Genomic DNA, 21,683 nt, shown 5'->3' with positions numbered 1-21,683 from the left:
GCTGCCCAGTGTTGCCCGGGGTCACCGCCCGGTCAACACGGCGGGCCGTGTTGCCCTGGGTCACCGCCCGGTCAACACGGCGGGCCGTGTTGCCCTGGGTCACCGCCCGGTCAACACGGCGGGCCGTGTTGCCCTGGGTCACCGCCCGGTCAACACGGCGGGCGCAACCGGCCCGGACCATCTGCCTCCGATCGTGGGTCCTCGGCATAACGAGCGTGTTCCTTGTCCTCGGCTGCGTCTTCACTACGGAGGGGAAGGCGTAGCAGGAGAAGGGCTTTGATGTCACGATGATGCCACCGCGTCATCCGCGCGAGCCTGTACGCCGCCCAGCATGGGGGAGTCGCTGGGAGAGGGATTTCATCAGAGGGGCTGGATCACATGTCAAAGATCCGTTGCGAATCATGACTCGGTTGCGAGCCGCTCGCTTGGTCCCGATCCTGGGCTGGATACGTTCTTATGACCGGCGTTGGCTGCGCGGCGACCTGATCGCCGGAGTGACCGTCGCGGCGTTGATTGTTCCAAAAAACCTGGGCTATGCCGGCATCGCCGGTATCCCTCTTCAGAACGGTCTGTACGCCGCCGCCGCCGGAGCAATCCTGTACGGGATCTTCGGCACCAGCCGTCAGATCTCGATGGGCCCGAGCTCAGGGTTAGCCGCAGTGGCCGCCAGCGCTGTGATAGCTGCTGGCCTCACCGATCCGCAGGACACCGCTTCATTTGTTGCAGGTATCACCCTTGCCTCTGGGGTCCTGTTCCTGGTCCTTGCCGTGCTCAAAATGGGTTGGATCGCTCAGTTTCTCTCCCGTGCCGTGGTCACAGGGTTCCTGTTCGGAGCGGCTATCGATGTCGTCATTGGTGAGCTACCCAAGCTCACCGGCAGTACGGCCGACGGCACCAACTCGTTTCAGGAATTGTGGTCGTGGCTGGGAACCGTGGGCGAATGGAACCAGACGACTGTGATCGTAGGCGCCATTTCATTGGTCGTCGTCTTCGGCCTCAGGCGAATCGCACCTCGGGTGCCCGGAGCGTTGGTGCTGGTCGTCGGTGGGCTGCTCGCCTCCTGGCTCTTTCAGCTTGGCGACCGTGGCGTTGCCCTCGTCGGAGACGTGCCGCGCGGCTTGCCGTCACTGAAACTTCCGAATGTCGGCCTGATGTGGGATCACGCGGGAACCGTGGCAATCGCGGCAATCGCGCTCGTGCTGATCGGGTTCTCACAGACCGCCGGCGACGCCCGGTCATTCGCGGCCAAGCACAGCTACCAGGTCGACATCGACCAGGAGTCGGTCGCCCAAGGGTTGGCGAACACCGGCGCCGGGCTGTTTCAGGGAATGCCGGTCTCGACCAGCCTCTCCGCGAGTTCGCTGAACGACCACTCCGGCGCCCGCACCGGACTGGCCTCGCTCACCTCAGGCCTCATGGTTATTCTCACACTCCTTGTTCTGGCCCCCCTGTTTTCCTCACTGCCCAAGCCCGTTCTGGCGGCCCTGATCATCGAAGCCGTGGTGATGGGCATGATCAACATCCCCGAGATGCGGCGTCTCGCTCGCGTTCAGCCGTTCGACTTCTGGGTCGCGATTGCCGCGATCGTCGGTACCCTGGCGTTCGGTGTGCTGGCCGGTGTGATGATCGGCATCGGCCTGTCGCTCCTCTGGCTCATCGCCGTCGCCACCCACCCCCACATGCCGATCCTCGCGCGCAAGGCCAAGACCGAGGTGTTCCGTGACCTGAGCGAGCATCCTGACGACGAAGTGATTCCCGGCGTCGTCGTGATTCGCATGGACGGCGGCCTCTTCTTCGCCACCTCCGACGCGCTGGAAGACCGCCTCCGCGAGATCATCCATTCGAGCCCAGGCCTGACCGGAATCGTGCTCGACTGTGCGGGCATCAACTTCATCGACTCGCAAGGCTCCGCCAAGCTGAGCGACGTCGTCAGGCTCGCCGAGGACTCTGGCCTCACCCTCCGCCTCGCCCGTCTGAAACCCGACATCAGCGCCACGCTCGAACGAGATGGCGTCCTCCAGCGCATAGGAGCGGGCAACATCCACGGCAACGTCGCGACAGCCGTCCAAGCCCACCTTGAGAAGCTGAACCCACCGTCAAGCAGCGCGCACCCTGAGGGTGACTGAATATTCCGCAACCACCGCAGGCCAGGGGAGCCTCGATGGGCAGGAATGGTGTGTTTCCGGAGTTTGAAGGGCAGGGGCTCTCCTGTTTCCACGCACACTCGCGGATATTGAACACGGTGCGGGTCGCCCACAATGAACTCGGCGGCCTCGACATCGGCGTCGCGGTCGTCTCGCACGATCATCTTCACATCGCCGCGTTGATCTTGTGGCGAAAAATGCCGGTGAAGTCGCACTTTGTCACCACGCGGATGCCATGATCGGGTTACAGACCCGTCATTGCGACGAAGAGGAGAGACGACATGGCAAACCTGACGAAGCACGAGAAGCACGCACAGGCTGCAATTGCCCAGGCCCGCACGGCAATCGACGCAGCCGTCAAGGCGGCGAAGAAGGCGGACAAATTCACCCGCAAGGAAGCTGCGGCTCTCGAGCGTACGTTGCAGAAGGGCCTGGAGAAATCCCGTACTGTGCAGAAGCCGGGAGAGAGCGCGAAAACCGTCAAGGAAAGCAAGCCGGCGAGGGTGACCAAGCCGTCTAAGGTGACCAAGCCGTCGAAGGTGACCAAGCCGTCGAAGAAAGACAAGGCCACCACGCCGTCGAAGAAAGGCACGGCCACGAAGCCGTCGAAGAAAGACAAGGCCACGAAGCCGGCGAAGAATGACAGCGCCGCGAACAAAACCACACGGTCCGAGACTGCCGGTGACACGGTCAGCTCCGCTGCATCGCCCACAGTCGCGAAACCCGCAGCGGCCAACTCCCCGTCGCCCGTGAGCGCGCCCTCCACGCCGGTTGCACCCGAACCGACATTGGCGCAGTTGCGCGACCAGGCCAAGGCGTCCGGCCTGTCTGGCTTCTCGAGGCTGAACAAGGCAGACCTGAGCGCTTTCCTCGCCAAGCACTAGGCCTCACTCCTTCTGTTCACCCGCCCGTTACCCGGTCGGGCTACCGTGGCGGATGCGTCCGGCGAGCTGTCGCCCGGAAGCGGGCCCAGAGACAGAAAGCGCCCAGAGACAGGAGCAATGTGACGCATGTGGATACGCGGCAACTCGTGCTGCTGCGCGGCGATCAGGCTGCGCCGCCGCGTACCTTGCTCGACATCCTGCGTGACACGACCGCGCGACATCCGGAAGCCTCTGCCATCGAGGACGCGAACGGCTCTCTCAGCTACCGCGAACTCATGGCGCGGGTCGTGCAGGTCGCTGCTCGTCTCCTCGCCGAAGGCGTGTGCCGCGGTGACCGGGTGGGTATTCGAATGCCGTCGGGCTCGTCCGAGCTGTACATCGCCATCCTTGCGGTTCTCGTTGCCGGGGCAGCCTACGTGCCCGTCGACGCAGACGACCCTCAGGAACGGGCCGACCTGGTCTTCACAGACGCAGGCGTCAGCGGTGTGATCACCACGGGCGGCACCTTCGTTTCGGTGAGAAGTGGCGAGGAACGAGGCGCGAACGACCCACTCTTCGACTCGCAGCCGCCGCATGCGAGCACCCACAGTCATCCAATTGTCGCCCCGCCCCGGCCGGAGGACGACGCCTGGATCATCTTCACGTCCGGGTCAACGGGGCGCCCCAAGGGCGTCGCCGTCAGCCACCGATCCGCGGCGGCGTTCGTCGATGCTGAAAGCCGGCTGTTCCTCCGCGACGAACTGCTCGGTCCGGGCGACCGAGTGATGGCCGGTCTGTCGGTTGCATTCGATGCCTCGTGTGAAGAGATGTGGCTGGCATGGGGGAGCGGCGCCTGTCTCGTGCCCGCGCCGCGGGCCTTGGTGCGCACGGGAATGGACCTCGGGCCTTGGCTCACGGGCCGAGGCATCACCGTTGTCTCGACGGTGCCGACGCTGGCGGCGCTGTGGCCGCAGGAGTCCCTCGAGAACGTGCGCCTGTTGATCTTCGGCGGGGAAGCCTGCCCGCCCGAACTCGCCGAGCGGCTCGCCGTGGACGGACGCGAGGTGTGGAACACCTACGGTCCGACCGAGGCAACGGTCGTTGCCTGCGCTGCTCGGCTCGATGGAAGCGCGCCGATTCGAATCGGACTACCTCTCGACGGCTGGGACCTCGCCGTCGTCGGCCCCGACGGCGAGCCGGTGGCGGAAGGCATGGTGGGGGAGCTCATCATCGGCGGGGTCGGGTTGGGGCGATACCTCGACCCGGTGAAGGATGCAGAGAAGTACGCCCCGCACCCGGAATTGGGCTGGCCCAGGGCCTACCGCAGCGGCGACCTCGTGCGCAACGAATCCGAGGGCCTCGTCTTTCAGGGACGCGTCGACGACCAGGTGAAAGTCGGCGGACGGCGGATCGAACTCGGTGAGATTGAGTCGGCCCTGCAGCTGCTCGACGGCGTGGCAGCTGCGGCTGTCGCGGTGCGCGACACGCAGGCCGGGAACCAGGTTCTTGTCGGCTACCTCGCGATGGCAGACGGTGCCGTTCTGAACCGTGGACTCGCTTTGGCCCGACTCCGCGAGGAGCTTCCCGCTGCCCTCGTTCCCTTGCTGGCCGAGGTCGACAGATTGCCGACCCGCACGTCGGGCAAGGTCGACAAGAGCGCGCTACCCTGGCCGCTGCCCGGTGTGGACACTGACGGCGAGAAGTCGGAACTCACCCTGATGCAGGCACGGCTTTCTGCGCAGTGGGAGACCGTCCTCGGCGTCCCGGTGACCGACGTCGACGCGAATTTCTTCGACCTCGGCGGCGGTTCCCTCGCCGCGGCCCAGCTGGTGAGCAGCATCCGACAGCACGATCCCGGATTCACCGTCGCCGACATCTACTCTCACCCGCGGCTCGGAGCTATGGCCGATGAACTCGACGCGCGTCTCCCTGAGATTCCGGTCGCGCCTCGGGAGTACCACCGGGTGACGCCGACGCCGCGGCGCATGCAGGTTCTGCAGACGGTTCTGTCGATCCCACTTCAGATGCTCGCCGGGGTGCGCTGGCTGCTCTACGTCTTGGTCGTGGGAACCGTCTTGCACGAGGCTGGCGGATTCGAGGTGCTGCCGACGGCGCCGCTGTGGGCACTGATTCCCGCGCTCATCGTCTGTGCCACGCCGTTCGGACGCATGGCGATCTCCGTCGTGGCTGCACGGATGCTGCTGGCAGGGCTGCGCCCCGGCGACTATCCACGCGGGGGCGGGGTGCACCTTCGCCTGTGGCTGGCGGAACAGGTCGCCGAACAGATCGGGGCGGTGAATCTGTCCGGTGCGCCGTGGATCAGCTACTACGCCAAGGCGCTCGGCGCCACGATCGGACCGGACGTCGACCTTCACACCCTCCCGCCGGTCACAGGCATGCTCCGGATCGGAGCGGGGGCGGCGATCGAACCGGAAGTGGATCTCGCCGGATACTGGATCGACGGCGACGCCGTGCGGATCGGCGAGATCCGGATCGGAGCGAACAGCACAGTCGGAGCACGCAGCACCCTGCTTCCCGGCACCAAGATCGGTCGCGGTGCGGAGATCGCGCCCGGCTCCGCCGTCTTCGGCCGCGTGCCATCCGCACAATTGTGGGCGGGATCGCCGGCGCAACGCATCGGCAAAGCCCGGGCATGGTGGCCGGGGGAGCGCCCCCCTCGCAAGACCCGATGGGTCGCGGCCTTCGGCCTCTCAGCGATCGCCATCGCAGCAATTCCCGTGCTGTCATTTCTGGCGGGGTTCGTGCTCATCGCTGTAGCGATCCGCGATTCGGCGTCGCTGGCCGAGGCTGCCGTCCGCGGCTTCGGGATGCTCGTGCCGGCCACGCTGCTGTCCGGCGTCGTCATGGCCGGGCTCGTCGTCATTTTCGTGCGGCTCCTCGGACTCGCCGTGCGCGAGGGCACCTATCCGGTGCGCAGCCGCACGGGATGGCAGGTCTGGGCGATCGAACGTCTGCTTGATCTGAGCCGGACGCTGCTGTTCCCGATCTACTCCAGCCTCTTCACTCCGGTCTGGTTGCGGATGCTCGGAGCGAAAGTCGGCCGCGATGTCGAGGCATCCACGGTGCTCCTTGTCCCGTCGATGACGACGGTGCGCGACGGCACTTTCCTCGCCGACGACACGATGATCGCGCCGTACGAGCTGGGCGGCGGATGGTTGCGGATCGCCGCGATCGACATCGGCGAACGCGCGTTCATCGGAAACTCCGGCATCGTGCCTGCCGGCCACAAAGTGCCGAAGGACGGCCTCATCGCGGTGCTCTCGTCGGCGCCGCCGAAATCCAAGCCCGGTTCGTCGTGGCTGGGATCGCCGGCGGTGCGACTGCGTCGAACGGTGGCGGCAGCAGATGGCAGTCTCACGTTCCACCCGCCTGCCCGCCTGCGTGTCGCGCGCAGCCTCTGGGAGCTCACCCGGATCATCCCGGTGCTCGTCACGGCGGGGATCGGCCTGGGCGTGCTCGTCGGCATCGCGGCGCTGATCGACCTGGCCGGCATCTGGCCGACCGTGTTGCTGGGCGGTTTCGTCATGCTCGCGGCGGGCGCCGCCGCCGCGGCAATCACCACGATCGCGAAGTGGGCACTGGTGGGTCGTGTGAAAGCCGTGGAGCATCCGCTCTGGTCTTCATTCGTGTGGCGCACTGAAGTCTCCGACGTGTTCGTCGAAATGGTCGCCGCGCCATGGTTTGCGAACGCGACCGTGGGCACGCCCGCCCTGATCTGGTGGCTGAGGAGCATGGGAACGACGATCGGGCGTGGCGTCTGGTGCGAAACCTACTGGTTGCCCGAACCAGATCTGGCGACATTGCACGACGGCGCCACGGTGAATCGGGGCTGTGTTGTGCAGACTCACCTTTTTCATGATCGAATCATGAGCATGGACACCGTCACCCTCGATGAGGGCGCCACTCTCGGCCCACACAGCGTCATCCTTCCCGCCGCGCGCATCGGGGCGCATGCCACGATCGGCCCGGCATCCCTTGTCATGCGCGGAGAAGTCGTTCCGCACGGGAGCCGCTGGAGCGGCAATCCGATCGGCCCGTGGCGGCATGTGACCACGCGCGACTACCACGCCGCGGCCATCCGATGACGGTGGTCGGCATCGGTGCGCGCACGGCGCGGGACCCCTATGTTCCGGCCAGCGGCAACCGCGGCTACCAGGTAGAACACTATGGGCTCGATCTGCAGTACAAAACGGCGACGAACCGGCTTGAGGCCGTGGCGACGATCAGTGCCGTCAGCGATCAGGAGCTGAGGCGGTTCACCCTGGACCTGAGCCGGCTGCAAGTATCCCGGGTGTCGGTCGACGGCCAACGGGCGGTTCGGGCTCAGTCCAATGGCAAACTGACCGTCGTGCCGCTGCTGCCCATCCCCGCCGGTGCGGCTTTCACGGTTGTCGTCGAGTACTCCGGCTCACCGGCGCCGCGGCGAAGCAAATGGGGGCTCGTCGGCTGGGAGGAACTCACCGACGGTGTGATCGTGGCCTCCCAACCCACCGGGTCGCCGAGCTGGTTCCCCTGCAACGATCACCCGGCCGACAGGGCGCGATACAGCATCCGGGTGACCACCGAGCAGGCATACACCGTGATCTGCAACGGTGTGCTCACCGCCCACACCGTGGCGTCGGGTCGGGGCACCTGGCGGTACGAACAGATCGAACCGACGTCGACGTACCTGGCGACCGTGCAGATCGGCCGCTACACGGTCGAAGAGGTGCAACTCGGCGCCGTGCCGGGTCGGCTCGCCTACCCGAAACAACTGCAGGCCCGTGTGCGCACCGACTTCGCCCTTCTGCCCGCGATGATGGGTTATTTCGAAAGCGTCTTCGGGGCGTATCCCTTTGGCACCTACACCGCCGTCGTCACCTCCGACGATCTCGAAATCCCGCTCGAAGCCCAGTCGATGGCGATCTTCGGCGCCAACCACGTCGACGGTTTCGGTGGCGAGGAGCGGCTCATCGCGCACGAGCTCGCCCACCAATGGTTCGGCAACAGCGTGGGCCTCGCTGGCTGGCAGCACATCTGGCTCAATGAGGGATTCGCGTGCTACGCCGAGTGGCTCTGGTCTGAGCACGCCGGCAAAGAAACTGCTGAGGTGCTTGCCTGGGGATTCCACGCACAACTCCTGACCATGCCGCAGGACATCCTGCTCGGTGATCCCGGACCGGTCGACATGTTCGACGACCGCGTCTACAAACGAGGCGCGCTCACCCTCCATGCTCTGCGGACCGTGCTCGGCGAGCAACCGTTCTTCACGATGCTGCGAGACTGGGCCACGACGAACGGCTCTGCAGCCTCGGTCAATTCGGATGACTTCCGTGCGCATGCGGGCCGGTACAGCGATCGACCGCTCGACGGACTGTTCGACGCCTGGCTGTTTAGCCAGGCCCTGCCCCCGCTGCCGGACCGGATGCCGGGCCGAAGGCCGAGCTGAGAACGAATCGTGGATCGAAGTCTGGTTCGGCGAAACGATACAGCGTGCCCTCCAGCTCAGCTCCATGTGTGTGCACCCGTACCTGCCGGGGGTCGACCCGCAAGCCGCGGCCATCCGCTTTCAGCACCGCCTCGATGCGGGTCCAGTGGCGAAGCGGATGCTCGGTGTCACCGGCAACCTGACGGATCGCCTGGAGTTGACCGGTGCTGACGGCGCAGGGCTCGACGTCGATGCCAATCGGTCTGCCCCGGCTCGTCGCCACGAGCACCATTCCGGCACACGCGGAGACGCTGAGCCACAGCGCGCGAGCATCGTCGCTCGGCCCGGTCGCGACGGGTCGGCCGTGAGGGCCGCCGCAGTCGGTGCAGCGCGCATCGATCGTGACCTCGGCGGGACGCGACCCGATCTGCTCGGCGACCAGTTCGCGCAGGAGTAGACGGCCCCAGAGAAAGCGCTCCCTGGCCGATGCCGAAAGCGTGGTTGCATATCGCGACCGCTCGTCGGCCGAGAGAAGCCTGATCGCTCGCGTCTCACCACCGACCAGGGCAGCAGGCTCAGCCCAGCGCATCCAGCTGTCGGTGTCGAGTTGAAGGGTACTCACCCACCTATTCTCGCGGCGCAGCTTCGCTCGCGAGTCGACTTTCTGCAACCAGCACGGGGACGATGAGCCTCGTGTTTCTTCTACGGGTCAGGCCGCCATCGAGCAGCGACGACTCCAGCCGCGTTCGGGCCAAGCGGAGAGCTCGTAGATGCACGCGGAGCACCGACTCTGGTCCCCGCGCAGACCCGTTGCTAGGCTCCGCATCATGGAGACTCCGATGGATGACCCAAGTGATCAACATGTTCCCGCAGCCGACATCGGGCCAGGGGCGAGCGCGAGCTTCCGAAGCGAATTGGACAGCACGCACTACACCTCCGTGGATGAGGACTGGGCCGGACATCTCCCCGCACAATACGGGGTCGCTCCCCGGGTGAGAATCGGCCAGGGCAAATGGTTCAACCTGCTCTGGCTGATCCCTATCGGCTTGCTCCTCCTGATCATCGGCATCGCGGTGGCCAAGGGAACCCGTGATGTCCCGGCCGTGCAGCACTTCATTCGGCAGTATCCCGGCGCGTCCGAACTTCCCGACAACGCGCCGGCTGGCTTCCCGACTTGGCTCGGCTGGCAGCACTTCCTCAACCTGTTCCTGATGATCTTCATCATTCGTTCGGGGGTTACGATCATCGCCGACCATCCCCGGTTCTACTGGACCAGGCACTCCACGCCCGGCAAAGATTGGTTCCGCATCCAAAAGCCGGTGCCAGCCGACCCGCTGTACACAGCGAAGCAAGACTCGATCACCCTCCCCGACGGCGTCGGACTCCCTGGCCGTCGGCACTCCATCGGCCTGGCCCGCTGGTGGCACCTCGGGGTGGACACCCTCTGGCTGCTCAACGGTCTCGTGTTCTACATCCTCATTTTCACGACAGGGCAATGGATGCGGTTGGTTCCGCTCAGCTGGGACGTCATCCCGAATTCGATCTCGGTCGCCATCCAGTACCTGTCGCTGGACTGGCCGGTCGAATCGGGCTGGGTCAACTACAACAGCCTGCAACTGATCGCCTACTTCGTGACGGTCTTCATCGCCGCTCCGGCGGCGCTGATCACCGGGCTCGGAATGTCGCCGGCCCTGTCCACTCGGTTCCGCGGCATCAGCTCAGTGTTCAGCATCCAGTTGGCCCGGTCGCTGCACTTCCTCGTGCTGTGCTGGTTCGTCATGTTCATCGTCGTGCACGTCACCCTGGTGTTGACCACTGGTGCCCTGCGCAACTTGAACCACATGTACGCGTCGCGGAACGACGAGTCCTGGGTCGGGTTCTGGATCTTCGCGGCGTCGATGGTGGTTGTCATCGTCAGCTGGGTGGCCGCGACACCGTTCACCTATCGGCACCCCCGCGTGGTGCAGAATGTCGGATTTGCTCTGATCGGACCGGCCCAACGGCTCTTTGAGCACATCGACTCCAAACCGGGCCGGTACGCCGAGAAGGACATCTCTCCGTACTTCTGGCATAACGGCAAATACCCCGAAACTCCTGAGTACAAACAACTTGAGGCCGGCGCCTTCGCGAACTACACGCTGCGGGTCAACGGCTTGGTCGAGAACCCGGTCGAACTGAGCCTCGAGCAACTACGCGCACTTCCTCACCACGAGCAGATCACGCAGCATTTCTGCATCCAAGGCTGGTCAGGGGTTGCAAAGTGGGGCGGCGTCTCGATGCAGGCCATCCTCGATGTCGTCAAACCCAAGCCTGAAGCAAAATGGGTGATCTTCTATTCGTTCGCGGTCGGACCGGATGGTGGTATCTACTATGACGCGCAGCCGATCGAGCAGATGGGTTACGAGCTGACAATGCTCGCCTACGACATGAATGACGACACGCTTTCCTTCGGCCACGGTGCCCCACTCCGGCTGCGCAACGAAGTGCAACTCGGGTTCAAAATGGTGAAATGGATCAAGGGAATTGAATTCGTCGAGCACTTCTCGGAGGTAGGCGGCGGCCTGGGCGGCTATAACAATGACCATGAGTTCTTCGGCTATCGACAGTCGATCTGACGCCGGGATGGTTCTGGTGCGATTCTCGGTGCGTCCACTGCATGCCGAACGAGGGTTCCGGGCGGGGATTTGAATTTCTGCCCGCCGCATTGCTCACCTGTTCGCCCCCGGCGGCAGGGGAGCGTTCGCGTTCGGCAGATACGGTCTCCTCGCCGCTATTGCAACCGCGAATGCGGTGCTACCGTGCGTTCCATGGCGCAGTTCAGGGTCAGTGAAGCCGCTCGGTTGCTCGGAGTCAGCGATGACACCGTTCGTCGCTGGGTGACCGCTGGCACGCTCGAGTCCGTCAGAGACGAGGCCGGCCGCCAGGTCATCGCCGGTGCAGACCTCGCGGCTCGCGCGCGATCCATTGCCGTGCTGCCCCATGATCCGGGAAGCACAGAGAGCAGCGCTCGCAATCGTTTCGTCGGGCTGGTGACTGAGATTCTTCTCGACACCGTCATGGCGCAGGTCGAACTTCAATGCGGTCCCCACCGGATCGTCTCCTTGATGTCCAGCGAAGCGGTGCGGGACCTCGGATTGGAGGTCGGTTCGCTGGCCGTCGCCGTCGTGAAGGCCACGATGGTCATCGTCGAGGTGCCTCGGGAGCAGCAGTGATCCAGCACAGCCTGAAACATCGAAGCCTGAAACATCGAAGCCTCGCCGGACTCATCGCACTCTCTGCACTCCTTCTGGTCAGCGGCTGCAGCACGACCGCGGCAGGGTCGGGGGCTGCTGCGCCGACGCCAACCACCGATGCGCTCAGCGGGAATCTGACGATCTTCGCCGCCGCCTCCCTGACTGCCGCCTTCAACGAGCTTGCTGCCGAATTCACCGCCGAGAACCCGGCCGTGACCATCACCCCGATCGTCTATGACGGTTCGTCTACCCTGGCGACCCAGCTGAAAGAGGGCGCGAGCGCCGACGTCTTCGCTTCCGCCGACGAGCAGACGATGGCGGATGTCGCCGCGGCCGGCTTGATCACGGGTACGTCATCGATCTTCGCCACGAACACCCTGCACATTGCGGTGCAACCGGGCAACCCACGGGGTATCACCAGCCTCGCCGATCTGGCACGTACAGATCTCCTTGTCGTGCTCTGTGCTCCGGAGGTTCCCTGTGGTGCGGCCTCGCAGAAGCTTCTGGGTCTGCAGGGCGTCGCCGTGACGGCGGTGAGCGAAGAGCAGAATGTGAAGGCCGTGCTGACCAAGGTCAGCACGGGAGAAGCCGATGCGGGGCTCGTCTACACCACCGATGTCAAGGCTGCGGCCGGTTCAGTCGACGGTGTCGCTATCGACGGAGCCGACCGCGCGATCAATCGCTATGCAATCGGGGTGCCGTCGAGCGCACAGAATCCGGCCGTGGCGGAGACCTTCGTGAGCTGGGTGTTATCCGCGCCGGCACAAGCGATCCTGGCGCGCTTCGGTTTCGGGCATCCGTGACTCGCACCGTGACCCGCACAGCGACCGACGCTGTGCCCCCCGCGCCGAGGCCCCGAACGCAGAGATCCCGCACGCAGCAGGCGCGTGCCCCGAGTGGGAGAATCCCGCGATCGTTGAGCGTACTCGCGATATTCGGCCTGCTTCTGCTTATCCTCCCGATCGCTGGATTGTTCAGCCGAGTCGACTGGGCAGAGTTCCCGGCCGCCATCACGTCGCCTGATGCCCTCGAAGCCCTCTGGCTGTCGCTGCGCACGGCGACCGCCGCGACTGTGGTCTGTCTGGTTCTGGGGGTTCCGCTTGCGTTGCTGATTGCGCGCAGCGGGCCCCGGCTCGCCGGGGTGCTCCGGGCCCTGACGACCCTGCCGCTCGTCTTGCCGCCGCTGGTCGGCGGCATCGCCCTGCTCTACCTGCTGGGGCGCAACGGCCTGATCGGAGGCTCCTTGGCTGTCGGCCTGGGCATCCGCATACCCTTTACCACCAGTGCCGTCGTGATCGCACAGTCCTTCGTCGCGCTGCCCTTTCTCGTGATCACCCTGGAAGCGACGCTGCGGGCGACCGGAGCCCGGTTTGAAACCGTGGCTGCGACGCTTGGCGCCTCCCGCTGGACGGTGTTTTGGCGGATCACCCTTCCGCTGGCGATGCCAGGGCTCGTTGCCGGAACCGTGCTCTGCTTCGCCAGAGCGTTGGGGGAGTTCGGCGCGACGGCACTGTTCGCGGGCAACGCGGCCGGGGTCACGCGCACCATGCCGCTGGCGATCTACACCGCATTCAACGGCGCAGGGGTCACACAGGAGTCGGCCATCGCCCTGTCGGTTCTCCTCGTGGTCGTGGCCATCGTCATCCTGCTTTTCATGCGCAGCTGGCGAGCGGATGCGCCGCGGTGAGCACGGTGCTGGACGCGCAGCTGGTCGTGCGGCGCGGTGAATTCATCCTCGACGCGGCAATCCGCATCGAATCAGGGGAAGTGCTTGCGCTCCTCGGGCCGAACGGGGCAGGAAAGTCGACATTGCTCGCCGCGGTCGCCGGGCTGATCCTTCCCGACGCCGGCAGCGTGAGCGTGGCGGGGCGTCTCCTGACCCGGGTCAGCGAGGGTGCCCGGCGAGTGGCGGTCGTCCCTGAACGCCGCGCAGTCGGCCTGCTCGGCCAGGAGGCGCTCTTGTTCCCACATTTGGATGCGCGAGACAACGTCGCATTCGGGCAGCGGGCGCAGGGCCAAACCCGGAGTGCAGCTCGACTGGAGGCGGTCGAGTGGCTGGCTGCGGTGGGCCTGGAAGGGCTCGAGGAGAGGAAACCGGCCGAACTCTCCGGCGGGCAACAGCAACGCGTCGCGCTCGCACGCGCTCTGGCTGCGCGTCCCGACCTGCTGCTGCTGGACGAACCGATGGCCGCCCTCGACGTGCAGACGGCCGCCCGGATGCGTCAGCTGTTGCGTGAGCGGCTGGCCGAACGCACGATCGCGACTCTGCTGGTCACCCACGATGTGCTCGACGCCATCGTGCTCGCCGACCGCATTGCCATCCTCCACGACGGAAAGATCGTCGACGCCGGGCCGACGGCCCGAGTGCTCGCCGAGCCGCGCAACCAGTTCACCGCGGCGTTGGCCGGAATCAATTTGCTGAACGGCGTCGCAGAGCCTCCCGGCGTCCGGCTGCCGGACGGCCGCTACTTCGTCGGATCTGCTGACGCACGCGTGTTTCCTGCCGCCGGTGCGGAGGTTGCGCTGGTGTTCCGCCCGGCAGCGGTTAGCGTCTACCGCACCGAGCCGCATCCGTTCGAGTCAGACGGTCAGCACACCAATTATTGGGAGGCGACCATCGTCTCGCTGGAGTCCGGCATCGGGGGAGTCCGCATCCGCGTGGCTGAAGACCCGCACCTCGTCGTGGAGTTGGCACCAGCCAAGGTCGTCGAACTCGGTCTGCGCGCGGGTGTGCACGTCTGGCTGTCCGTCGCCGCCGCCGACGTCGTGCTTCTCCCACGCTGAGCTCGTGGGACGAACTGAAGGCCTCGTATTTTCGGGCAGCGGGGTTAGGGTGAGGCCATGACGGACACCCGAGCGCGTGCATCGACACCGTTCTTCTTCCGCGACGTGTCGGATATCCCGGTTGAGATGGACCAGCCGACCGGGACGGTCAGTGATTCCCGCAGCCGCCCCTTGCGGGACCTGCGCATCTCGGTTACCGATCGCTGCAACTTTCGTTGCGTCTATTGCATGCCGAAGGAGATCTTCGGCCGGGATTTCGCTTTTCTGGAACGGGATGAACTCCTCTCGTTCGATGAGATCACCCGACTCACCCGCATCGCCGTCGCGCATGGGGTTCAGAAGATCCGTCTCACGGGCGGCGAACCCCTCTTGCGCAAGGGAATCGAGGAGCTGATCGGCATGCTCGCCGCGGTGAAGACGCCGGATGGCGGTGCGCTCGACATCGCATTGACGACCAACGGATCGGCGCTCGCGGTCAAGGCACAGGCGTTGAAAGATGCGGGCCTGACTCGGATCACCGTTTCGCTGGACTCACTCGACGACGCGACCTTTCGAACGATGAACGATGTGAATTTTCCCGTAGCACGGGTTCTACGCGGCATCGAGGCCGCACACGAGGTCGGCCTCGGTCCGATCAAGATCAACATGGTGGTGAAGCGTGGTTTGAACGATCAGGATGTGGTGGAAATGGCACGCCATTTCAAAGGCTCACCGTACATTCTGCGTTTCATCGAATTCATGGATGTGGGCAACAGCAACGGCTGGAAGATGGCTGAGGTGGTTCCCTCGAGCGAAGTGATCAGCCGCATCGACGCCGAGTTTCCGCTGGAAGAGGTCGCCCCGAACTATGGCGGGGAGACCTCTGTGAGATGGCGCTATCGAGACGGGTCCGGTGAGATCGGCGTGATTTCGAGTGTCACCGCGTCGTTCTGCGGGTCCTGCACGCGGGCGCGCGTCTCGGCTGAGGGAAAGCTGTTCACCTGCCTGTTCGCGACGGATGGCCATGATCTGCGGGCCTTGATGCGCGGTGGCTGCACTGATGAACAGCTGTCGGTCGTGCTGGCACAGATCTGGCGGGACCGGTCAGATCGCTACTCAGAATTGCGGAGCGCGTCCACGCGCTACGGTGAGGCGAAAGGGCGGAAGAAAATTGAGATGTCCTACATCGGCGGGTGAAGAAGCGTGATTGTGCAGATCAGATATTTCGCGGCGGCTGCCGATGCTGCAGGGTGTGAGGAGGAGGGGCTCGTCGTGGCGGACGAGGCTACGCTGGGCACACTGATGACGCTTCTCGGTGAGCGTTACGGCTCCGAGATGCGGAAAGTCGTGACGTCCGGATCATTCCTGATCGACCAGGTGGTTCGCCGGGACCCTCACTTTCCGCTCTCAGAGCGGATCGACGTGCTGCCGCCATTCGCCGGAGGGTAACGAGCTCAGTCGTGTTCGCTCAGTACCGCGTCATCGAGGGGTCCACCGTCGCCGCGAATGCGTCGATGCCGCCTTCCAGTTCCTGCACGTTCTGTATTCCGTGGGCGCGCAAGAGTGAGGAAGCGCGCGTGGCCCTGCTGCCGTGATGGCAGTACACGATGACCGGGACATCCAGGCGAATACGTGCGAGTGACTCCTCGATCATGGCCAGGGAAATGAGGTCTGAACCGGCGATGCTCACGATCTCGGACTCGAAAGGTTCACGAACGTCGATAAGTTGCAGGGGCTCATGACCGGCCAGTCGTCGTGACAGCTCGATCGGGGTGATCGTCTGAGCGCTCTCCCGCACCTCGGCTGGAAGCACGTCACTCGCCCGCGTGGTGCGGCAGAATAATTCGTAGTCGGTCAACTCGTTGATCGGTTCGGCGTCTGGGGCCGAGCTGTAGCTCAGCTCCCGGAAGCGACCGGTGAGCGCGTCGTAGGTGGTGATTCTGCCGAGCAACGGTTCTCCGAGCCCGGTGAGGAGCTTGATCGTCTCGGTCGCCATGATCGAGCCGATCGCGGCGCAGACGCTGGGCAAAACACCGCCTTCTGAGCAGGACAGAACGTCGCCGGCATCGGGCGGTGTGGGAAACAAGTCGCGATAGCTCGGCCCGAAACCGGCGAACGCAACCCCGGCCTGGCCGCTGTACCGCAATATCGCGCCCCAGACCAATGGTTTCCGGGCGATCGCCGCGGTGTCATTGGTGAGATAGCGTGTGGCGAAATTGTCGCTGCCGTCCATGATCAGGTCATAGCCGGCGGCGAGCTCCAGCGCGTTGCCGGCATCCAGGCGCATCCGATGCCGGTTCACCGTGACGGTCGGGTCGATCGCGGAAATGGCGTCGGCGATCGAGTCGATTTTGCTGCGGCCGATGTCCGTGACCCCGTGCACGACCTGGCGGTGCAAATTCGAGAGCTCGACGACATCCGTGTCGATGACACCGATCGTGCCGACGCCGGCGGAGGCGAGGTACGGGATGCTCGCACTTCCGAGACCGCCGGCGCCGACGACGAGTACCCGAGCGTGTGCAAGCCGACGTTGTGCGATCTCTCCGAATCCGGGCAGCAGCAGCTGGCGGCTGAACCGCGCGAGACGGTCAGGGGCTAACGGTGGGCCGGGTTCGACGACGGCGGGCGGTCGCATCGCTGGTGCCGCCGCTACCGCTCTGCTGCCTTCCCGTGAACGAGAGGTTATTGAATCCACAGAGTCCTCCAGAGAGTCACCACTGTCGCCATCCTAGGCGCATCGCCTGTGTCAGGCAGGCCCGTCGAGCCCGACCCACTCCGGAGCGCCAGACGGGAAGTGCTGACGTTTCCAAATCGGAACGGACTGCTTGATCAGTTCGACGAGATCGGCGCAGGCGGCAAAGGCCTCGGCCCGGTGTGGTGCCGCGACCGCGGCGACAAGCGCGATGTCGCCGATCATGAGGGCTCCCGTGCGGTGGATGGCGGCAACTCGCAGACCGGTCTCGCCGGCAATGCGCTCGCAGCATTCGCGGAGCACGCGTTCGGCTTCTGGGTGCGACTGGTAGTCGAGCGCGGTGACCTCGCGCTCCTGGTCGTGGTTTCGCACAATTCCCTGGAACGAAACCACAGCACCGTTTTCTGGTGAGAGCACGAAGTCGTCCACCACGGCCGGATCAATGGGCGTGGCCGAGATCGCGGCGAAGACCTCAATCACGCGCCGGCTCCTCGTATGCGGGGTCATCATCAGCCGAATCATTGTGCGCTGGCTCCTCGTGCCGCGCCGATCCGGATACCTGGTCGACCAGATGGTCGAGCACCTCGTTGAGTACGTCAAGTCCGTCGCGTACCCCGCCGGGTGAACCGGGCAGATTGATCACGACAGTGCGTCCGGCTGTGCCGGCCAGCCCGCGACTGAGCGCCGCCATTGGCGTGGAATCGGCTCCCCGACGCCGCAGTGCCTCAGCGAGGCCCGGCAGCTCGCGGTCGAGCAGGTCTGCGGTCGCCTCCGGCGTCGCATCCGTGGGGGAGACGCCCGTGCCCCCTGTCGTGATGATCACTGACGGCTGAGCGTCTACTGCTTCGGTGAGGGCACCGGCGATGTCGGCATCCGCCACCACCGAAACAGCCGCGGTGTCGTATCTATGCTGGCGCAGCCAGCCGGCGATGACCGGGCCGGCCGTGTCTTCGCGCTCGCCGGCCGCGCCGCGGGTCGAAGCGACGATGACGCGCGCGGTGCGCCCGGCGAGGGCACGGGTGTGTGTCGAGACCGCGGCCCCCGCGGCGTCAGCATGCCCGGTGCTGCGCTGCCAGATACTGCGCTGCCAGTTGCCGCGCTTGCCGCCACTCTTCTGCTCCAGGCGCACCTCGGTGAGCATCGCCGCCGGGTCGACCGCCTTGACCATATCGTGCAGGGTGAGCCCGGCGAGCGTCACTGCGGTTAGCGCCTCCATCTCGACACCGGTCTGACCGCGCGCGTGTGCTACCGCCTCGATCTCGATCGAGTCCTCGCCAAGCTCGAAATCGACCGTCACGGAGGACAGCGCCACCTGGTGGCACAACGGGATCAGCTCTGAGGTCTTCTTGGCACCCGAAATGCCGGCGATGCGTGCCGTTGCGAGCACATCGGCCTTGGGCAGCCCCTCGGCGCGTATCAGCGCAATAACCTCTGCTGTCGTCACGAACTGGCCCCTGGCCACCGCCACCCGTGTTGTCTCGGCTTTCTGGCCGACATCGATCATGCGCGCCCGCCCGTCACCGTCCAGATGCGTCAATTCGGTCATAGTACCCACGCTCCTACATCCTGCCCCGCGGCAAGGTCGGTGATCTCCCGGGGGATGTCCAGGAGTACATCGGCGCGGGCCATCCCGGCCACCAGGTGCGAGCCTGCCCCTGCCACAGTCTCGACCGTGCCGTCGTCGCGAATTCGCCCGCGCAGAAATTGGCGCTTTCCGGCCACGGATTCCACCGGTCCGGCGAGCCGCCTCGCCGTCGGCGGCAGGCCGGTCAGTCCGGCCGCCCGGCGGAGGATCGGCCGGAGAAACACGACGAAGGAGACCTGAGTGCTCACCGGGTTCCCCGGGAAGCAGACGATCGGCACGCCGTCAACGACCGCGGTGGCCTGGGGTCCGCCCGGCTGCATGTCAACGTGGCCGACGACCGCGCCGAGCGGTTCGAGCGCCTCGCGCACCACCTCGTATGCGCCTTGGGAGACTCCGCCAGATGTCACAATGAGGTTCGCCGTCCGGGTAGCACGCTTGAGGATACTGAGGAACGCGCCGGTGTCGTCACTGCTCGATTCCGCGAGCACCAGCTCGGCTCCGGCCTCCGTGACGGCGGCGGACAGCGCGACCAGGTTGGCGTCGAAAATCTGGCCAGACTCCAGGGCCGCACCGGCCGGCGCGAGTTCGGCTCCCGTCGTGATGACGGCGACCCGCACCCGGCGGCGCACGAGGACCGAGTTGTGGCCGCCAGCGGCGAGCGCGGCCAGATGCCGGGGTGCCAGCCGCTGCCCGGCCGGCAGCAGCAACTCCCCGCGCCGCAGGTCGCTGCCGCGTTCCCGCACGAAGTCTCCGGCGACTCGAGGAATCGTGATGGTGACGGATGCGCCGGCGTGCGTTGTGGTGGAGTCCGGGTCTGAGGAGCTCGAGTCAGGGGAGCCCAAGCCGGCGAAGCCCGGATCAGCACTGAGCCGGGTGTCCTCGACGGGAACCACGCAATCGGCGCCGTCTGGCACGATCGCGCCGGTCATGATCCGGGTCACGGTGCCGCGCGCCAGCGCCGGAGGCTGCGCATGTCCGGCCGGAACATCTCCGACGACCGGCAGGCTCACCGGCGCGCCGACCAGATCGGCCGCCCGGGCGGCGAAACCGTCCATCTGCGAGTTTCGGAACAGGGGCAGGTCAACAGCCGCCGACACGTCGATCGCCGTGATCCGGCCGAGCGCGTCAGTGAGCGGCACAGTCTCGGTGCCGGTTCCGGTGGCGGTGCCAGCGAGACCAAGTGGGCCGGCCAGCATCCGTTCGATCGTGCGGGCATGCTCGTCGACAGTGGTCATTGTGACCTGCCCGGTCTGCGTATGCGGATCATGCTGTCAGAGTAGACCAACGCTGCGTCAACCAATCAGAGCGCCATCGCGGCCATGGCTGTGATCATGCAACCGGAGCAGGCAAGCTGGAACGCTCCATCTGGCGAGTGCCGCTGTATCGCCGGCACACTCAGCACGGCAGCACAGAACGCCCACGCCACCAGGACCAGCCAGATCATCATGCCTCCGGACAGGGTCAGGGGGGATCCGCCAGAGTGAGTCCCTCCGAGCTGCGCTGCTGTGGTGAGGTGCGCCGTGGTGAGCTGGGCCGTGGTGAGCTGCGCAGCCGCAAAGTGCACCGGCATCAGCACTACCGCCGCTGACATGAACGCGATGTCGACGACGGTCACGGCCACGGCCGTTCTCTGCGCGTATCCCAGCGGCCGTTGGGTTTTGATCCGCACCGCGACAACGCCGGCCAGCACCAGAAGCAGAACGGCAATCGTCAGCGACGCTGCAACGAAGTGGGAGAAGTCGGGTAAGACCAGCGCGCCGAGCATGATCGCACCCGTGCCGAGCATGCCGACCGTGCCGAGCGTCCCGATCGGGCCCAGCCTCCCGGAATTGCGCAGTGGGGAACCCCCGTGGCGCCCGACGGCCGCAGTCATACCCGCGATGACGAGCGTCACCGCAGCAATCGTCGTGAGTGTGCTGGCCGCTGTCATGCACGTAATCCTTCGCTCACGGTGATGTTGACATCCCGGATGCCGCGCGGCAAGATGTGCGATAATTGAGGGTCCCTCAGTTACCGGCGTTGCTCCTCGACCTCAAGGAGCAACCGAGGAGGTCACCGTGCAAATTCCGGCTCCATTCGACTACGCCAGAGCGACCACCGTCGCTGATGCTCTCGCCCTCCTCGAACGTCACGGCCCAGAGTCGCGGGTCGTTGCCGGTGGGCACAGCCTGCTGCCGATGATGAAGCTCAGACTGGCTAGACCAGAGTGGCTGATCGACATCAACGACCTGTTCGAACTCGATTTCATCCTGCGCGACGGCAATCAGTTGCGCGTGGGCGCGATGACCCGCCACACGACGCTCCTGGAGTCCGCGGAGATTGCCGGGCTCTTTCCGATCTTCACCGATGCCGAGCGCGTGATCGCGGATCCCGTGGTGCGCAACCGCGGAACCATCGGAGGGTCGCTCTGCCAGGGAGACCCGGCCGAGGACCTCTCGACCGTCTGTGACGTGCTGCGCGGGGAGGCGGTTATCCGTGGGCCCGGCGGCGAACGGATCCTCGCGATGAACGAGTTCCACAAGGGGCCCTATGAAACTGCGGTCGGGCAGAACGAACTGCTGTGTGAGATCCGCTTCCCGATCCGTCCGCGCTCCGGAAGCGCCTATGAGAAGGTCGACCGTCGAGTCGGCGACTGGGCGATTGTGGCGGCCGGGGCGGCAGTCTCACTCGCGGAGGACGGCACCATCGACGACGTTGCCATCGGCCTCACCGCGGTCGGAGTCGAGGGAACCATTTCCCCGGCCGAAGCAGTGATGCGAGGCGAAAAGCCCCGCGAAGAACTGTTCGTTGAGGCCGGCCGCCTCGCCGCCCTCGCCAGCAATCCGGTCGCCGACCAGCGGGGGCCGATCGAGTACAAGCGTCACCTGTCTGACGAGCTGACCCGCCGGGTGCTCCGCAGTGCGTGTGCGCGAGCGGCCGCATCCCCGACATCCGTATCCCCGACATCCCTGTCGCCGACACCCCAGGAAGGCTAA

General features: G+C 65.6%; 19 protein-coding genes. 13 read left to right on the top strand and 6 right to left on the bottom strand.

Going from position 1 to position 21,683, the window contains the following annotated elements:
- Positions 1-401: 401 nt before the first annotated feature.
- The 5 genes from ABD791_RS06045 to ABD791_RS06025 all read left to right on the top strand — a co-directional run bounded on the left by ABD791_RS06045 (position 402) and on the right by ABD791_RS06025 (position 8,456).
- Entirely contained in the window at positions 402-2,126 is a 1,725-nt protein-coding gene (locus ABD791_RS06045; RefSeq protein WP_345063420.1) for a SulP family inorganic anion transporter, read from the top strand.
- 107 nt (positions 2,127-2,233) lie between these two features.
- The gene (locus ABD791_RS06040; RefSeq protein ID WP_345063419.1) at positions 2,234-2,383 is read left to right on the top strand and encodes a hypothetical protein; all 150 of its coding nucleotides are present in this window, start codon (positions 2,234-2,236) and stop codon (positions 2,381-2,383) included.
- A 42-nt stretch (positions 2,384-2,425) separates the two neighbouring features.
- Positions 2,426-3,028, top strand: a complete 603-nt coding sequence (locus ABD791_RS06035) for a hypothetical protein (protein ID WP_345063417.1) — start codon at positions 2,426-2,428, stop codon at positions 3,026-3,028.
- 119 nt (positions 3,029-3,147) lie between these two features.
- The gene (locus ABD791_RS06030) at positions 3,148-7,113 is read left to right on the top strand and encodes a Pls/PosA family non-ribosomal peptide synthetase (RefSeq protein WP_345063414.1); all 3,966 of its coding nucleotides are present in this window, start codon (positions 3,148-3,150) and stop codon (positions 7,111-7,113) included.
- Positions 7,110-8,456, top strand: a complete 1,347-nt coding sequence (locus ABD791_RS06025) for a M1 family metallopeptidase (RefSeq protein ID WP_345063412.1) — start codon at positions 7,110-7,112, stop codon at positions 8,454-8,456. Before ABD791_RS06030 ends, ABD791_RS06025 begins: the two co-directional genes overlap by 4 nt.
- On the opposite strand, the gene ABD791_RS06020 is transcribed toward ABD791_RS06025, so the two are convergent.
- Positions 8,401-9,057: a 4'-phosphopantetheinyl transferase family protein gene (locus tag ABD791_RS06020; RefSeq protein ID WP_345063409.1), complete on the bottom strand. Its 657-nt coding sequence runs from the start codon at positions 9,055-9,057 to the stop codon at positions 8,401-8,403. The two genes, ABD791_RS06025 and ABD791_RS06020, sit on opposite strands and share 56 nt — an antisense overlap.
- 217 nt (positions 9,058-9,274) lie before the next feature.
- Here ABD791_RS06020 and ABD791_RS06015 point away from each other — a divergent pair, with 217 nt between their 5' ends.
- The 7 genes from ABD791_RS06015 (at position 9,275) to ABD791_RS05985 (ending at position 15,880) form a co-directional block, all read left to right on the top strand.
- Complete coding sequence (locus ABD791_RS06015; protein ID WP_345063407.1) at positions 9,275-11,050, top strand: molybdopterin-dependent oxidoreductase; 1,776 nt, start codon at positions 9,275-9,277, stop codon at positions 11,048-11,050.
- A 192-nt stretch (positions 11,051-11,242) separates the two neighbouring features.
- Positions 11,243-11,647 carry a TOBE domain-containing protein gene (locus ABD791_RS06010; protein ID WP_345063405.1) on the top strand — a complete coding sequence of 135 codons (405 nt, stop codon included), beginning with the start codon at positions 11,243-11,245 and terminating at the stop codon, positions 11,645-11,647.
- Positions 11,644-12,471 (top strand): molybdate ABC transporter substrate-binding protein, encoded by an 828-nt coding sequence (gene modA / locus ABD791_RS06005; protein ID WP_345063402.1) that lies wholly within the window; start codon positions 11,644-11,646, stop codon positions 12,469-12,471. Before ABD791_RS06010 ends, modA begins: the two co-directional genes overlap by 4 nt.
- A gap of 113 nt (positions 12,472-12,584) precedes the next feature.
- The gene (locus tag ABD791_RS06000) at positions 12,585-13,355 is read left to right on the top strand and encodes an ABC transporter permease (protein WP_345063400.1); all 771 of its coding nucleotides are present in this window, start codon (positions 12,585-12,587) and stop codon (positions 13,353-13,355) included.
- Positions 13,352-14,452 (top strand): ABC transporter ATP-binding protein, encoded by a 1,101-nt coding sequence (locus tag ABD791_RS05995; RefSeq protein ID WP_345063397.1) that lies wholly within the window; start codon positions 13,352-13,354, stop codon positions 14,450-14,452. Before ABD791_RS06000 ends, ABD791_RS05995 begins: the two co-directional genes overlap by 4 nt.
- Before the next feature lie 57 nt (positions 14,453-14,509).
- On the top strand, positions 14,510-15,628 hold the full coding sequence (moaA, locus tag ABD791_RS05990; RefSeq protein ID WP_345063395.1) for a GTP 3',8-cyclase MoaA: 1,119 nt from the start codon (positions 14,510-14,512) through the stop codon (positions 15,626-15,628).
- A gap of 12 nt (positions 15,629-15,640) precedes the next feature.
- Complete coding sequence (locus ABD791_RS05985; protein WP_345063393.1) at positions 15,641-15,880, top strand: MoaD/ThiS family protein; 240 nt, start codon at positions 15,641-15,643, stop codon at positions 15,878-15,880.
- A gap of 19 nt (positions 15,881-15,899) precedes the next feature.
- On the opposite strand, the gene ABD791_RS05980 is transcribed toward ABD791_RS05985, so the two are convergent.
- The 5 genes from ABD791_RS05980 to ABD791_RS05960 form a co-directional block, all read right to left on the bottom strand.
- The gene (locus tag ABD791_RS05980; RefSeq protein WP_345063391.1) at positions 15,900-17,066 is read right to left on the bottom strand and encodes a ThiF family adenylyltransferase; all 1,167 of its coding nucleotides are present in this window, start codon (positions 17,064-17,066) and stop codon (positions 15,900-15,902) included.
- Between the two features lie 111 nt (positions 17,067-17,177).
- Complete coding sequence (locus ABD791_RS05975; RefSeq protein WP_345063388.1) at positions 17,178-17,603, bottom strand: molybdenum cofactor biosynthesis protein MoaE; 426 nt, start codon at positions 17,601-17,603, stop codon at positions 17,178-17,180.
- Positions 17,596-18,669 carry a bifunctional molybdenum cofactor biosynthesis protein MoaC/MoaB gene (moaCB, locus tag ABD791_RS05970; protein WP_345063386.1) on the bottom strand — a complete coding sequence of 358 codons (1,074 nt, stop codon included), beginning with the start codon at positions 18,667-18,669 and terminating at the stop codon, positions 17,596-17,598. Before moaCB ends, ABD791_RS05975 begins: the two co-directional genes overlap by 8 nt.
- Positions 18,666-19,943, bottom strand: a complete 1,278-nt coding sequence (locus ABD791_RS05965) for a molybdopterin molybdotransferase MoeA (protein ID WP_345063383.1) — start codon at positions 19,941-19,943, stop codon at positions 18,666-18,668. The genes moaCB and ABD791_RS05965 overlap by 4 nt, the downstream gene beginning before the upstream one ends.
- A gap of 65 nt (positions 19,944-20,008) precedes the next feature.
- Complete coding sequence (locus tag ABD791_RS05960; RefSeq protein ID WP_345063380.1) at positions 20,009-20,638, bottom strand: hypothetical protein; 630 nt, start codon at positions 20,636-20,638, stop codon at positions 20,009-20,011.
- A 127-nt stretch (positions 20,639-20,765) separates the two neighbouring features.
- On the opposite strand from ABD791_RS05960, the gene ABD791_RS05955 reads away from it, so the two are divergent.
- Positions 20,766-21,683: an FAD binding domain-containing protein gene (locus tag ABD791_RS05955; protein WP_345063377.1), complete on the top strand. Its 918-nt coding sequence runs from the start codon at positions 20,766-20,768 to the stop codon at positions 21,681-21,683.

The sequence above is a fragment of the Glaciibacter kafniensis genome (genome assembly GCF_039538945.1).
GTDB lineage: Bacteria > Actinomycetota > Actinomycetes > Actinomycetales > Microbacteriaceae > Cryobacterium > Cryobacterium kafniensis.
The sequence above is the reverse complement of the archived record's forward strand: the minus strand, read 5'-3'. Positions and strand labels throughout refer to the sequence as shown.

What these genes read in the sequence shown, in the direction of transcription:
- ABD791_RS05980 (WP_345063391.1), bottom strand. Translation starts at nt 17,066, where the DNA reads ATGCGACCGCCCGCCGTCGTCGAACCCGGCCCACCGTTAGCCCCTGAC.
- ABD791_RS06015 (WP_345063407.1), top strand. Translation starts at nt 9,275, where the DNA reads ATGGATGACCCAAGTGATCAACATGTTCCCGCAGCCGACATCGGGCCA.
- ABD791_RS05960 (WP_345063380.1), bottom strand. Translation starts at nt 20,638, where the DNA reads ATGACAGCGGCCAGCACACTCACGACGATTGCTGCGGTGACGCTCGTC.
- moaA (WP_345063395.1), top strand. Translation starts at nt 14,510, where the DNA reads ATGACGGACACCCGAGCGCGTGCATCGACACCGTTCTTCTTCCGCGAC.
- ABD791_RS06045 (WP_345063420.1), top strand. Translation starts at nt 402, where the DNA reads ATGACTCGGTTGCGAGCCGCTCGCTTGGTCCCGATCCTGGGCTGGATA.
- moaCB (WP_345063386.1), bottom strand. Translation starts at nt 18,669, where the DNA reads ATGACCGAATTGACGCATCTGGACGGTGACGGGCGGGCGCGCATGATC.
- ABD791_RS06035 (WP_345063417.1), top strand. Translation starts at nt 2,426, where the DNA reads ATGGCAAACCTGACGAAGCACGAGAAGCACGCACAGGCTGCAATTGCC.
- ABD791_RS06025 (WP_345063412.1), top strand. Translation starts at nt 7,110, where the DNA reads ATGACGGTGGTCGGCATCGGTGCGCGCACGGCGCGGGACCCCTATGTT.
- ABD791_RS06010 (WP_345063405.1), top strand. Translation starts at nt 11,243, where the DNA reads ATGGCGCAGTTCAGGGTCAGTGAAGCCGCTCGGTTGCTCGGAGTCAGC.
- ABD791_RS05965 (WP_345063383.1), bottom strand. Translation starts at nt 19,943, where the DNA reads ATGACCACTGTCGACGAGCATGCCCGCACGATCGAACGGATGCTGGCC.